General features: G+C 42.3%; 11 protein-coding genes. 5 read left to right on the top strand and 6 right to left on the bottom strand.

Going from position 1 to position 14426, the window contains the following annotated elements; translation table 11 throughout:
- Nucleotides 1–44: 44 nt before the first annotated feature.
- Nucleotides 45–893, bottom strand: a complete 849-nt coding sequence (locus MHO82_RS21440) for a transporter substrate-binding domain-containing protein (protein WP_239187670.1) — start codon at nt 891–893, stop codon at nt 45–47.
- Nucleotides 894–1091: 198 nt separating this feature from the next.
- The gene (locus tag MHO82_RS21435) at nt 1092–1796 is read right to left on the bottom strand and encodes a DeoR/GlpR family DNA-binding transcription regulator (protein WP_239187668.1); all 705 of its coding nucleotides are present in this window, start codon (nt 1794–1796) and stop codon (nt 1092–1094) included.
- 391 nt (nt 1797–2187) lie between these two features.
- Between MHO82_RS21435 and ugpB the strand changes: the two genes are divergently transcribed.
- The 5 genes from ugpB (at nt 2188) to MHO82_RS21410 (ending at nt 8465) form a co-directional block, all read left to right on the top strand.
- Nucleotides 2188–3501 carry a sn-glycerol-3-phosphate ABC transporter substrate-binding protein UgpB gene (ugpB, locus tag MHO82_RS21430; protein WP_239187665.1) on the top strand — a complete coding sequence of 438 codons (1314 nt, stop codon included), beginning with the start codon at nt 2188–2190 and terminating at the stop codon, nt 3499–3501.
- Nucleotides 3502–3569: 68 nt separating this feature from the next.
- Complete coding sequence (ugpA, locus tag MHO82_RS21425; RefSeq protein WP_239187662.1) at nt 3570–4451, top strand: sn-glycerol-3-phosphate ABC transporter permease UgpA; 882 nt, start codon at nt 3570–3572, stop codon at nt 4449–4451.
- Complete coding sequence (gene ugpE, locus MHO82_RS21420) at nt 4451–5299, top strand: sn-glycerol-3-phosphate ABC transporter permease UgpE (protein ID WP_239187659.1); 849 nt, start codon at nt 4451–4453, stop codon at nt 5297–5299. The genes ugpA and ugpE overlap by 1 nt, the downstream gene beginning before the upstream one ends.
- Before the next feature lies 1 nt (nt 5300).
- On the top strand, nt 5301–6404 hold the full coding sequence (locus MHO82_RS21415; protein WP_239187656.1) for a sn-glycerol-3-phosphate import ATP-binding protein UgpC: 1104 nt from the start codon (nt 5301–5303) through the stop codon (nt 6402–6404).
- A gap of 183 nt (nt 6405–6587) precedes the next feature.
- A complete protein-coding gene (locus tag MHO82_RS21410) occupies nt 6588–8465 on the top strand; it encodes an MFS transporter (protein ID WP_239187653.1) in 1878 nt (625 codons plus the stop codon).
- 32 nt (nt 8466–8497) lie between these two features.
- Here MHO82_RS21410 and MHO82_RS21405 read toward each other — a convergent pair whose 3' ends face one another.
- From MHO82_RS21405 to MHO82_RS21390, 4 genes are all read right to left on the bottom strand, one after another.
- Nucleotides 8498–10627 carry a diguanylate cyclase gene (locus MHO82_RS21405; RefSeq protein WP_239187650.1) on the bottom strand — a complete coding sequence of 710 codons (2130 nt, stop codon included), beginning with the start codon at nt 10625–10627 and terminating at the stop codon, nt 8498–8500.
- 116 nt (nt 10628–10743) lie between these two features.
- Nucleotides 10744–11997: an ABC transporter substrate-binding protein gene (locus MHO82_RS21400; protein WP_239187648.1), complete on the bottom strand. Its 1254-nt coding sequence runs from the start codon at nt 11995–11997 to the stop codon at nt 10744–10746.
- Nucleotides 11998–12000: 3 nt separating this feature from the next.
- Nucleotides 12001–13488 (bottom strand): ATP-binding protein, encoded by a 1488-nt coding sequence (locus tag MHO82_RS21395; RefSeq protein ID WP_239187646.1) that lies wholly within the window; start codon nt 13486–13488, stop codon nt 12001–12003.
- The gene (locus MHO82_RS21390) at nt 13478–14194 is read right to left on the bottom strand and encodes a response regulator transcription factor (protein WP_239187644.1); all 717 of its coding nucleotides are present in this window, start codon (nt 14192–14194) and stop codon (nt 13478–13480) included. Before MHO82_RS21390 ends, MHO82_RS21395 begins: the two co-directional genes overlap by 11 nt.
- Between the last annotated feature and the right edge of the window lie 232 nt (nt 14195–14426).

The raw sequence follows: 14426 nt of genomic DNA, 5'->3' as shown, positions 1-14426 counted from the left end.
GTGACCACACGTTCAGCTAGTGAATGAGCGTGTGGTTGCAAAAGCTACGGCATCATCTCTTCTGCTTTTTCTTCATTCAACGTTTGCGCTTTACCTTTCCAAGCCATTTGAATCTCTGCGAGCTTGCCATTTTTTTCAAGCGCTCTTTTGCCAGCATCAAATGCAGATAGAATTTCTTGAGCTCTTGGATTAGTTTTTAGCACGGCGACATGCTCTGAGCTTGCCCCAAATGATGGCAATTTCCGAAATTTTTCACTCCAGCCTAAACGGGCTAATGTTAAATCCCAATTCAACTCATACCCGGCAAAACCATCAATACGACCGCTATTAAGCATCTTAAACCCTTGCTCGATGGTTTTTAGCTCTATTTTTCTAACATCGGATACCCTTTCCCATTGGTCACCAAAGTTGTAACCATGTATCTGACCAATCACTAACCCCGATAAGCTATCAAAACCATCCCACTCAAAATGGCTATCTTGTCGCACATACAAAACAAACTTAACATCGTTAATGGACTCTTTTGAGTAGTAATACCTTTTGCTTCTCTCTTCATTTTTTCCAGCAGGAAACAAGACGTCTACATTACCGTTATCAACTTCTCTCTTGGCTCGGATCCAAGGGGCAATCAAAAGATCAAGAGTATAATTTTGCTGATGAAAGCTTTCTCGTAAAATATCCCAACTATACCCCAGTAAAATTGTTGAATCTTCACCCGGCTTGATTCCACTATGCATTTCTTGTTCTGATAAACTTTCACCATCAAGAAAGCAATATGGCGCATAATCATGAAGTGTAGCCACTGAAATACTATCACTTGCAGCGGCACTACCAGAACCCAAAATCATTAATGAGAAGCTCCCCATTAATACCGCAGATTTTGTCTTTAGCATATAGTCCCCAGACTTCAAGGTTGAATTTAATTTAACAAAAATATCACATTAAAGATGGAGACAACCCTCTATCAATCACACTCTTGACGTTAAATATGTTACCTTAATCGAATAGTTCATAAATAAAGTACGGCGTTTAGTTCAGCGTAACTTAAAGATCACCTGTTATAAGCAGATGACACTCAAAAGAGGCGTACATTAAGTAAAGACCTTATCAAAGTCTTTGAGTAACGCGACTTTTACACATGCTAAACGGTTCCATTTTTCTTTATCCGCTACCAACCAGCTTTGCCGAGTATTTGATAAGATACATTGGCTTAGTCTCGCCTCATCAGGCTTAAATTCCATTGCGCACTCAATATTATTTTCTGCTACTTCTACACTGGCACAGCCTACGATCCCAATGTCAGCTGAAAATTGCCCCATAAAAGACAAAGCAGAATGGCCAACAATGTCCTGATCATTAGCTCTCAGCTTACCTCCGGCTAACCATACTTCAATATGAGGAGCTTGCCCCAAAATAGCCGCCACTTGAAAGTTATTGGTGATCACTCTTAATGATGATTTATGAATAAGGTGCTCAGCAATGGCAGCGATGGTCGTGCCAATGCCCAGCATTATTGTTGAGCCTTCCGGAATATTCTGTACCACTCTTTGTGCCAATGTTTGCTTTTCTACTCGTTGAGCGATTTCACGAACTCGATAGTTTTGATTACTCATTGAAATAGGTAACCCAACACCGCCATGATGACGCCTTGCTAGCCCCATATCACACAGTTGATTGATATCACGACGGATTGTTTGGGTTGTCACTTCGAATTCATTGGCTAACTCATCTATCTGCAAATAGGTTTGATCTCGCAGCCGATGTAAAATCCCTTGCTGCCTTTCACTTACACGCATTGTTGCCCCTTTTATTTCGATCCTTTCACATACAGCAAGCACAGCTGAGCTTGAGTTGTATTTTCTACCTTGATAGCACATTCTGATGCTAAGCTAGCCACACCGCGATGACTCATTAATTTCATGTCACTTTCCTTTTCAAATGAGCATTAGGTTTATTTAACAGCCACACAGCCTACTGACGCTTTATGACAATGACTTTAAGAGCTTTTACTCATATCCATTAAATCACCAAATCAATAAGCACCGTCATATAAGCGTCATCACTCCTTAATCAAATAGTCACGCTTGTTTCATTTGACGTTCATTTGAGCAATTCACTATATGCCCAACACATTTTTTGTGTCAGGTCATACAGTTAGTTCGCCACTATCTATCAAGGAGATAAAAGATGGCAATGAAAGGCGTAATCGGTTTAACCACGGCAGCAATCATGATGTCTGCTCAAGCAAATGCAGCGACCGAAATCGAATGGTGGCATGCCATGGGTGGATCATTAGGTGAAAAAGTAAATGAAATTGCGGCAGGATTTAATGCCAGCCAAACCGATTTTACAGTTAAGCCTGTCTATAAAGGCAGCTACCCAGAAACCATGACAGGGGCAATTGCGGCTTTTCGCGCCAAAAAGCAGCCTCACATCGTGCAAGTGTTTGAAGTAGGAACTGCAACAATGATGACGGCAGATAAAGCCATCTACCCTGTTCATCAGCTAATGACAGACACAAAACAATCTTTTGACCCAGCAACTTATTTGTCTTCAGTAACAGGCTACTACACCGATCAAGATGGCCACATGCTTTCCATGCCATTTAATAGTTCAACCCCTGTTCTGTACTACAACAAAGCCATGTTTGAAAAAGCGGGGCTAGATGCCAACAAGCCACCACAAACTTGGGAAGAGCTTGAAACAGCAGCGAAGAAAATCGTCGCAAGCGGTGCACAATGTGGCTTTACGACTGGCTATCAATCTTGGGTACAAGTCGAGAACTTTGCGGCGCGCCAAAACTTACCACTCGCGAGCAACAACAATGGTTTTAGTGGCTCTAATACAGAAATGCTGATCAACCAGCCCGCTTTTGTAAAGCATATTTCAAAAATGGCGGAATGGAAAAAAGCAGGGCTATTCAAATACGGTGGCCGCGCTTCTGATGCAGCCCCTCTGTTCTATAGCGGCGAATGCGCAATGTACATGAACTCATCAGCAGGTTACGCTGGCGTTAATGAAAACATGAAAGGCACAGAAGTGGGTGTCGCCCAACTACCTTATTGGAAAGACATCATTCAAAAACCCCAGAACTCCATTATCGGTGGAGCATCTTTATGGGTATTACAAGGCCACAAAAAAGAAGAATACAAAGGCGTCGCTGAATTCTTCTCTTACCTTTCCAGTGCCGAAGTTCAAGCCGATTGGCATCAGTTTACAGGCTATCTTCCAATTACAGAAAAAGCGTATCAACTCACTAAATCACAAGGGTTTTACAGTAAAAATCCAGGTACGGAAGAAGCCATTAAGCAAATGACCAGTGTGGCCACAACAGAAAACTCAAAAGGCATTCGCTTAGGTAACTTTGTTCAGATCCGCGATGTAATCAACGAAGAGCTTGAAGCAGTTTGGATGGGTAAGAAAACAGCCCAGCAAGCCCTAGACAAAGCGGTTGAGCGATCAAACAAACTGCTAAAACGCTTCGAACGTGTAAGCTCATAAAATAGCTAAAACTTCACCATTATTTTTACTACAGGGAGCGTTGTGTGCTCCCTCTTTTCGGAGATGTCATGGACAACCAGACGTCATTTAATCATAAATGGTTACCTGCCCTTCTGCTGACTCCGCAGTTATTCATTACTCTGATTTTTTTCATTTGGCCAGCAGGACAAGCCATCTATCAATCAACCCAGATGGAAGACGCCTTTGGGTTAAGTGTGGAATTTGTTGGCAGCGAAAACTTTTTGACTCTTTTTGCAGACCAACTTTATTTTGATTCTTTTTTAATCACCTTAAAATTCAGCTTCGCGGTTGCCTTTATTGCGCTGGCAAGTTCACTGTTTTTTGCCACCCTTGCAGATCGCGTGATTCATGGCGCGGGGGTTTATAAAACGTTTCTGATTTGGCCTTACGCTGTTGCGCCTGTTGTGGCCGGGGTTTTATGGCTCTTTATGTTTAACCCAACCGTTGGCATTTTAGCTCACTGGCTCAAAAATACCGGCATCGACTGGAACCCTTACCTTAATGAGTCTGATGCCATGTGGATGGTGGTGCTTGCCGCAACATGGAAACAAATCAGCTACAACTTTTTGTTCTTCCTTGCTGGGCTACAATCGGTTCCTAAATCCTTAATTGAAGCCGCAGCCATTGATGGCGCAGGCCCTGCCAAACGCTTCTGGACCATCATTTTTCCCCTGCTTTCCCCCACCACATTTTTCTTGCTGGTGGTGAATTTAGTGTATGCCTTCTTTGATACTTTCGGGATCATCCACGCCATGACACAAGGTGGCCCAGGCACCTCGACCTCAACTCTTGTCTACAAAGTGTATGCCGATGGATTTGTTGGCCTTAACCTTGGTGCGTCTGCGGCACAGTCTGTCGTACTAATGGCGTTAGTTGGCTTGCTGACCGTTATCCAATTTAAATACGTTGAAAAAAAGGTGGCCTACTAATGGTTGAACGTAGACCTTTTCTGACTCTATTTTCTCACTTAATGCTTATATTGGGTGTGCTCACTGTCATTCTGCCGGTATGGGTTGCCCTAACGGCAGCTACCCACGATAACCAAACCTTTGTATCAGGAGTCACTCCGCTGTGGTTCGGTGATTTGGGGTTTTCAATTTTTTACGATGTGCTTACCAGTGATGCCTCCAGCACTTCCACAGTATCTGTGGCCAGCATGATGGTTAACTCTGCCATCATGGCGTTTGGCATTACCTTAGGTAAATTATCTATTTCCATTTTATCGGCTTATGCGGTGGTGTTTTTCCGCTTTCCCGGTCGCATGTTGGCATTTTGGCTGATCTTCATGACACTCATGCTGCCTGTTGAAGTACGAATCATGCCTACTTTCCAAGTCATCGCAAACCTAGAAATGCTCAACTCATTCGGCGGATTAACGATTCCTTTGATCGCCAGTGCAACGGCCACCTTCTTATTCAGGCAGTTCTTTTTAACCATCCCTCACGAGCTTATCGAAGCGGCTCGTATTGATGGTGCAGGACCAATGAAGTTTTTTAAAGACATCTTATTGCCACTCTCACGCACTAATATTGCTGCTTTGTTTGTGATCACCTTTATTTATGGCTGGAACCAGTATTTATGGCCTCTATTAATCACCACAGATGATAGTTATTACACCATTGTCATGGCCATCAAACATATGCTGTCCGTACCCGATGGTGAAGTGGAATGGAACCGAGTGATGGCGACTACCCTGCTCGCCATGCTGCCCCCTGTTATTGTGGTGGTAGGCATGCAGAAATTTTTTGTAAAAGGCCTTGTCGAGACGGAGAAATAACATGGCAACGTTAACGTTAAACCAAATTGAAAAAACGTACCCAAATGGGTTTAAAGCCATTCACGGCATCGATCTCGATATTAATCATGGCGAAATGATTGTTCTGGTTGGCCCCAGTGGCTGCGGTAAATCAACACTGCTTCGTATGATGGCTGGCCTTGAAACCGTGTCCAGCGGTGACATGAGCATCGATGGCAGACGAGTCAATGACACAGAACCGGGCAACCGAGATATTGCCATGGTATTTCAAAACTACGCGCTTTACCCCCATATGTCCGTGTACGACAACATGGCCTATGGCTTAAAAAACCGGAAAACACCCAAAAAAGAGATAGAGAAAAAAGTCACGCAAGCTGCCAAGATGCTGGAGTTGGATCACCTGCTGGATCGCAAACCCAAGCAGCTTTCCGGCGGCCAGCGCCAACGCGTTGCTATGGGTCGAGCCATTGTTCGGCACCCAAAAGTATTTTTATTCGATGAGCCCCTATCCAACCTAGACGCAAAATTACGAGTGCAAATGCGCCTAGAGATCAAAAAGCTACAACGCAAATTGAACACAACCTCGGTTTACGTTACTCATGATCAAGTTGAGGCCATGACCTTAGCCGACAGATTAGTTGTACTAAATGGAGGCAATGTTGAACAAATTGGCACACCACAAGAAGTGTATGATAAACCCGCCAGTGTTTTTGTCGCGACCTTCATCGGCTCACCGTCCATGAACATTTTAAGTGCCAGCTATAATGGCCACCACTTTACGCTCAATGGCGGCCACCAAGTCTCCACTAAAAAAAGCTACGACAGCAACATAAAGAAAGTCAAACTTGGCCTTCGACCTGAGCACTTAATCGTTTCAGACTACAAAACAGGCTTACAAGCCAAGGTGGAAATGATTGAATCATTAGGGGCAGATTTACTTGTCTATTGCGTACTTGCAGGAACCCAAACCCCGATTGTAGTTCGCATGGAAGGACACGCTAGTGTGGTTGAAGGGCAATTTATCCATCTAGATGTTAAGCCGAACAACGTGCATGTGTTTGATAATAAATCGCAGCAGCGACTCACAGGAGAAAAACAAGCGATTACTCAACTTAGAGCAGTATAAGCACGAAACCAATACCTTACATTTGCCAGTGTAGAACAAACTTCACTGGCTTTTTTACGTCCCTGTTTTCATTTCAAATCTCGTTTATAAAGAAATTAACACTAGACAAGTCATTTTTGATCGGTATGATAAACACAAATAAAACACTGTTCGATTGATATTTGAAGCCTAAGGAGATAGAGCATGAAGGAGACGAACCAATTTTCACTACTGAAGACAAAGCGGTTTTTACCCTACTTCCTAACCCAAGCACTCGGGGCGTTTAACGATAATTTATTCAAAAATGCACTGCTGCTTATGGTTGCGTTCTCTGCTATCTACTCCCAAGAGCAACGTGCTTTACTGACGAACATCGCTGCTGGTCTGTTCATTTTCCCGTTTTTTTTCTTATCGCCACTGGGCGGGCAAATTGCCGATAAAATGGAAAAGTCTCGTTTAATTCGCATCATCAAGCTGGTTGAAATCGCCCTCATGTGTTTTGCAGGGGTTGCGCTATGGTTTGAAAGTACACCTATGCTGCTGGCTTTCCTGTTCTTAATGGGAGCCCAATCGGCGTTTTTCGGCCCTGTGAAGTTTGCTCTGCTCCCCCAGCATTTAAAGCCAACCGAAATCATTGGTGGTAATGCCTTAATAGAAATGGGCACCTTTTTAGCCATTTTACTCGGTACCATTGCAGCAGGCATCTTATTTGATTTTACTGAGCCCATGCGCCTTGTCGCCATCGCTGTGATTTTATTTTCTGTTTTGGGTTACATCAGTAGCCGCTACATACCTGTTGCACCAAGCAGTAACCCAAGCTTGAAGATTAATTGGAACCCACTGACAAGTTTAAGCCAAACAGTCAAAGCCGTTAAGCCGAATAAAACGCTTTTTCAATCTATTCTTGCGATCAGTTGGTTCTGGTTTTTAGGGGCTAGCTATTTAACTCAGTTACCTATTTACGCGCGTGATTACCTAGGTGGAAACCCACAATTAGTGACGCTGTTATTAACGGTTTTCTCTGTGGGCATTGCGGTTGGTTCTTTATTGTGTGAATGGCTTTCAGATAAAAAAGTAGAGCTTGGCATCATTCCATTTGGCTCCATTGGCATGAGTATTTTTGGCATCGATTTATACTTTGCCAGCCAGAACGTCGTTTTATCTCACGGTACAGATCTTGTTGCTTTTATTTCTGAACCTCAGCACTGGCGTTTACTGATTGATCTCGCCCTTATCAGCTTATTTGGCGGCATGTACGTAGTACCATTAAACGCTTTAATCCAAATTAAGAGTGACGAAGAAAACAGAGCAAGAGTGATCGCAGCTAACAATGTATTTAATGCACTATTTATGGTTCTTAGCGCAATTCTAGCAATTGTTTTACTCACTGTACTTGAGCTAACTATCCCTCAGCTCTTTCTCGTATTAGCTGTCGGTAATATTATTGTTGCTGGTTATATTTATAGCCAAGTACCTGAATTTGCATTCCGCTTTATCATTTGGATGTTAAGCCACACTATCTATCGTGTAAAACACAAAGGCCTACAAAACATACCTGAAACAGGCCCTGTGGTATTGGTGTGTAATCACGTTAGCTACATGGATGCATTACTTATTGCTGGAGCATGCCGTCGCCCTGTTCGATTTGTCATGGATAAAGGGATCTCTGAACTGCCACTTCTGAAATACGTATTCCGTGGTGTGAAAGCAATTCCGATCAGTGCTGAGCATAAAGATCCGACAACATTTCGTGCGGCCTTTGACAAAATCAGTGAAGAGCTGGCAGATGATCAAGTCGTGTGTATTTTCCCAGAAGGAAAACTAACAAAAACAGGTGAAATCAACACCTTTAAACGTGGCATTGAGCTAATAATAAAACGTAACCCTGCACCTGTTATTCCAATGGCGCTAGATGGGCTATGGGGCTCTTTCTTTAGCCACCAAGGCGGAATTGCTTTTAGTACGTTACCAAAGCGCTTCTGGTCACGAGTGACACTTTCTGCGACCAAGGCGATACCAGCGCATGAAGTCACCGCAGAAAAACTGCAACAGCAAGTGACTCAATTACTAACAGAGAGCTAAATACAAAAGAGATGACGGGAACTGAACGTAGTTTATGTTCCCATCATTTTAAAAGCAGAGACGGTATTACGGTTATCTCGCTTACCTTGATACAGAGCTAAATCAGTACGTTGGATAAGAACCGACAAATCCGTCCCCTCTTCTTCCTGGCAATAGCACGTTTGTACACCAACGGTTAACGTCACAAAATCCGATATTGGTGAGGTTTTGTGTTCGATTTCAGCTTCTCTAACCAATTCTTGAACTCGGTGAGCCATGGCCAAAACCTCTTGTTCATCGCTGTTTAGCATCAACACAAAAAACTCATCGCCACCATAACGGAACAAATAATCGGTTTGTTCATTGAGGCCTTTTTGAAAAATCGAAGCAAGCTGACGCAAGATGTTGTCCCCTGCGTCATGACCATAGTAATCGTTATACCCTTTGTAATAATCAATATCGATCATCATGGAGGATAACGGTACATTTTGTTCTTCAGAATGCAAAATAAAGCGCGGTGCTAACTTATCTAACTCATGCCGATTCAACGCTTTAGTAAGCGGATCAATCTTCGATATGTACGCCAGTTTTTGATTGGTCAATTCAAGGGCTATTTGCTTTTTAATCAGCTCTTGGCGTTGCTTAATGTTTTTTACTGCCACTGCAATATATCGAGCTAACTGCTCTAACAACTGTTTGTGATAATGTTTGTACACATACGAATCAACATGCTGAGTGCTAATCATACCCAGTAGCTCATCATTTAACAGAATAGGAGTATAAAGTGCAGAGCGAGAGCAACTGTCTTTATTACCTATCCAAAGATCAATTCTATCTGTTTCTAAATAAGGTTGTATCTCACTTTCACTGGATGTGTTCAGCAAGATAGTCTTACGATACCGACAACAATACACCCCTAATCGATCAACGTTGTCGCAGCTCACGGTAAAAGGCTCGACAATACCTTCATCTTCAATAATATGAGCGTAATTAAGCTGGTTTGTTTCGGGAAGATAGAAAGCAATACTGAGAAAAGAGGCTGGCAGAATATTTTGAATATCTTCAAAAATCACGGGTAAGTCTGCTTGTAAATCTGGCGATGTTGCCATTTTTTGGCCGAGATGGTTTAAAGACTCCAGATAAGAGCTCACTACTTCCGCATTATTTTTACTTTTTTGTTGCCTACCCAATTTTAATGCTGAATCAAAATAGCTTAGCTCTCGGCTACGTGATTTCTTTAACTGCTCTTCTGCGTATGCTAACTGAACTTCAATGATTTTTTGTGCATTTTCTTGTTGCCCTAATGCTTGCAGACTTAACGCCTTTACCCGATACGTTTGGAACATCTTTATGACATCAGCAGAAGCATATGGCATCGCTAATATACGTTCACAGTACGAAAGCGCTTCCTCATACCGATTCATGTCATACAAAAAGTTCAGATAAGCGACCCCAGTTCCAACTAAAGAGTCCGGGTCTCCTATATTCTGAAAGTCTTCCATGCATTTTAGAAAATACTTTTCTGCGGTTTCTGAATTGCCTTTCTGAGCTTCAAGCTGAGCAAGGCATTGCATCGACAAAGGAATACTTCTAGGACACTGCCCCCTTGTCGCCACACTTAACGCTTTATGAAACCACTCTTCTGCTTGCGATAAATCACCAAGCATACGATAAGCTGTTCCTATATTCATTGCAGCGAGTGCATGAGAAGAGTCGTCATCCAAATGGTTAATGACATCAAGGGCGAGCTGAGCGTGTTCAATGGCCGAAGTGTATTTTTCTAAGCGAATGTACGTATCTGCAAGGTTGATTTGCAATAAGGCATCAAACGCATAGTCGTGGTGGTACTGGCTTTTTTCCGCAGTAAGAAAAAAGTGCAAAGCCCTCGGAAAGTTACTCATGATCGCGTAGATAGTGCCGATATGAACCCGAATATACTGGCTCAAAATGAGTTCATTCAGGTCTTCGCATTGTTGCAACAACAGCATAAATTGCTCTAAAGCCCGTTCAAACTCTGAGTTACGATACAACTGATAAGCATCCAAAAACTCAAGATGAAGCTGATTAGGTTCAAGGTTCTCAGATAAGGCGACATCGATGATTTTAGCTCTTCTAATCGCAATCGCATCTACCCTACGATCAGAGTAAATTTTTGTCGCTATTTCTAAGCTTAAACTATGCATTTGCAATCACTACCTCAATCTTCCTTGTGCTTTGCATGACTCACTATTGTATTAAGTTCATATTCAGTCCAAGTTATGGCGTATTGTTCGTCCATCTATACACGTTAGTTTAGTCGTTATTTAGCAGCATTTACGGCTCTGGCTAAACGACTGACGGCAACATAAGGATCTGAATCTTTATCATTAAAGAAGTTGGTAACCACATCATAAATGGCCGTTTGCACATAACTGGTTGTTGCTAACCCCTGAGCCATACTTGGCACTAAATCTTGGCTTTTCGCACTGGCTTTAAAAGCGGCCATGGAATCTAGCGCACACTGATCAAACTGCTTCATTTCCATGTCTAACCGCACAGGAATAGACCCTTTACTTAAATTAAATACTGTTTGAAACTCTTTTGTCAGTATCGCCCGAGCCAAATCTTGTTGTGCTTGTTTGTTCTCTGCATCCAATAATTTAAAAAATACAAAGCTATCTATATTAAAAATAAATTGATTTTCGGTTCCAAACGCAGCAGTACACACATAATCTCGACCAGGTACTTTTCCTGCGGCTGCAAACTCACCTTTTGCCCAGTCCCCCATGATCTGCATGGCGGCTTCACCATTAAGTACCATAGAAGTAGTCACATTCCAATCACGAGCTGGGGATTGCTCATCAATATAATTGCGCATTTTTTTAAACTGGGTGAACACATCCACCATTTCGCGGCTTGCCAGCACATTCATATCAAGCTCAACAAACGCTTTGGTATATAGATCAGCCCCTAAACGCTCTAACGCTACCACTTCAAACAAAGTTGCATCCTGCCAAGGCTGCCCACCATGAGCCAATGGAATATAACCCGCTGCTTTGATCTTTTCAGCCGACTCAAAAAATTCTTCTAACGTCGTTGGTATTTTCGCATTTGATTTTTCAAATACACTTGGGTTTGCCCAAAGCCAATTTACACGGTGAACATTAAAGGGTACAGCAACATATTCCCCTCTATGTTTCATGATATTGGCCACGACCGTAGGTAATATGTTATCCCACTCTTCTGCTTTGGCGACTTTATTTAATGAGGTAAGAAAGCCCAAGTTCCCCCATTCTTGAATCGGAGGCCCTTTAATCTGCGCAGCTGAAGGAGGGTTACCAGACACTGCCCGCATTTTTAATACCGTCATGGCACTTTCACCACCACCACCAGCGATAGCAAAATCACGCCAAGTATTGCCTTGCTCTTCGATCATGCTTTTCAGTACTTCGGCAGACTTCATTTCACCGCCAGAGGTCCACCAGTGCAGCACTTCAACTTCACCCGCTTTACTCATAAAACTAGTAAACAGACCCGCCAGCACCCATGCAGGCCAAACTTTCCACTTTTTCATTCGCTATCCACCACGATGAGACATTTTCGGTATGGAAATCTTTATTTCTAACCCTTTTTCATCTCTATTGCATAAGGTTAAATCACCGCCATGTGCATGAATAATATTTTTTGAAATCCCCATACCGAGACCATGCCCTTCATCATCAGAGGCTAAACGGACGTAAGGCTCAAATACTCGCTCTTGCTGTGATTCTGGAATACCTGGGCCTTCATCTTGAATAATAAAGTCAATGCTGTGTTTATTTTCTTTGATCAAGACTTCAACACACTCACCATACTTAACACCATTATTAATCAAATTTGATAAACAGCGTTTCATCGCCAATGGTTTACAAAACATCAACACGGAATAGCCTGAAATAATAGACACTTTTTCATGTTCAATATTATGTTGTTCGGCAATGGAGTTCAGCATGGTTGTCATATCCACTTCACTGACATTTTCATGAATATCCGTATCTTTCACACATTGAAGAGCCCCTTTTACCATTAACTCTAATTCATCTAAATCTTGAGTAAACTTGGTGATTTGACGCTCATCATCAATCAGCTCAACACGCAATCGAAGCCGGGTGATCGGCGTTTTTAAATCATGAGAGATCGCACTAAATAAATGTTCTCGATCCTCTATATAACGACGTAAACGCATTTGCATTCGGTTAAAAGCTTGAGTGGCCGTTACAAGCTCTGTTGCCCCTTCTTCTATCAATGGTGGCTGCTCAATATCCAGACTTAATTCATTAGCGGCTTGTGCTAACCGTTTTAGAGGACGTGTTTGACGCTTTACCATGACGTAAGTAAAAATCATCAACAATGCCGTAATAGAAACGATAAACATCACCTGCTGAGCGGATAAAATTTCATCTTCAAGCATCATATGTGGCGATGGAAGAATCGCCGCAATATAAAGCCATTCATCGGTCGCTAACTCAATCTGCACCACTAAAATAGGAGGATTAAAAGGTTCGAATTGCAGACTGTAGTGCGCCCATGACTTTGGCAAATCACTCAACAAAATATCATTTTTAAGTACGTGGAGATTTTCAGGTCTTGAAAACTCAACTTTAATCACATCTTGTCTTGGTAATTTCTCTTTCAAAACCTCTTCAAAAGTACTGACTGCGGTTCTTTTGAGCTCAGATTCTGGAATAGGGTCAATCAAGATTTCTTCTGTATTAAATGACACAAAAAAGCGCGTTCCACCCATATTACGTAGCTGATCAAGCACGATATGGCGATACTGAAGTGGCAAAGACTGAAAAAACTTTACCGTTGAAGCAAAGTTCAGCGCCATACTGGTTGAGGTTGAGGTTAACCCTTCCAACTCACGCTGTTTTGACTGCCCATACCAAATAGTGGTTGCGATGCCTTGAGCGAGAATCACCGACAGCAAAGTCAACCACAGTGTTCTTGATACCAAAGAGCGTGGAAGATGACGAATAATGACAGCGGTGTAAGTATTTATTAAACGAGACAATCTATGCTTCATACATAACTTCAGCGATAAAAATATACCCCGTACCACGAATGGTTTTGATGAATTTCGGGTGTGAACCTTTATCACCTAAACGCTGACGAAGGCGGCTTAGCTGTACGTCAATACCACGTTCGTGGGGCAACATCTCTCGGCCACGGGTTCCAGTAGAAATAGTATCTCGGTCTAAAATTTCATTCGGGCGCTTTAGAAATAACATCAGCAAGTTAAAGTCACTGCCAGTGAGTTCATAAGTCGCCCCGCAATTCACATCGGTTAACTTTTGCGTCATGGTGTCTAAACGCCAGTTACCAAAGCGAATAACCTGCGCCTGAGTGGACTCATTACTGTGCTGTGTTCGACGCAACAAAGCCTTAATACGCGCAATTAATTGGCGTGGGCTAAATGGTTTCGCAATGTAATCATCTGCACCAATTTCTAAACCGATGATTTGATCCATTTCGTCAGAAACAGCAGTAAGCATAATAATCGGCACATTAGAGCTTTTACGAATATGCTGACACAACGTAAAGCCGTCATCACCTGGCATCATGACATCCAACAAAATCAAATCAGGATAAGATTCATTCAGCTTCTGCTTCATCTCCTCCCCTTCTGCTGCTAATGTCACATCGTAATTATGTTTTGTCAGGTATTCATCCAACAGCTCACGAATTTCCTGATCATCATCAACCACTAGTACACGCTTATTAGCCACCATAATTGCTAATTCTTCCTTTTCCAAAAACAAAATTATTCGGTCATGTCACCATGACCCAACTCACATAATGATAACCTAGTCAGCAATTCCCTTATAGTATCTAAATCATAGCAATGGCTACTTTTCCCAGAATTACCTTCAAAAAATATAGCCAATGCATCAAATAGATATAAATAACACCAATGACTAAAATATGAACCACCACCATACTTGGGTTTCAGAATTTGCACTA

It is taken from the genome of Vibrio sp. Of7-15 (assembly GCF_022347565.1).
Lineage (GTDB): Bacteria > Pseudomonadota > Gammaproteobacteria > Enterobacterales > Vibrionaceae > NORP241.
The sequence above is the reverse complement of the archived record's forward strand: the minus strand, read 5'-3'. Positions and strand labels throughout refer to the sequence as shown.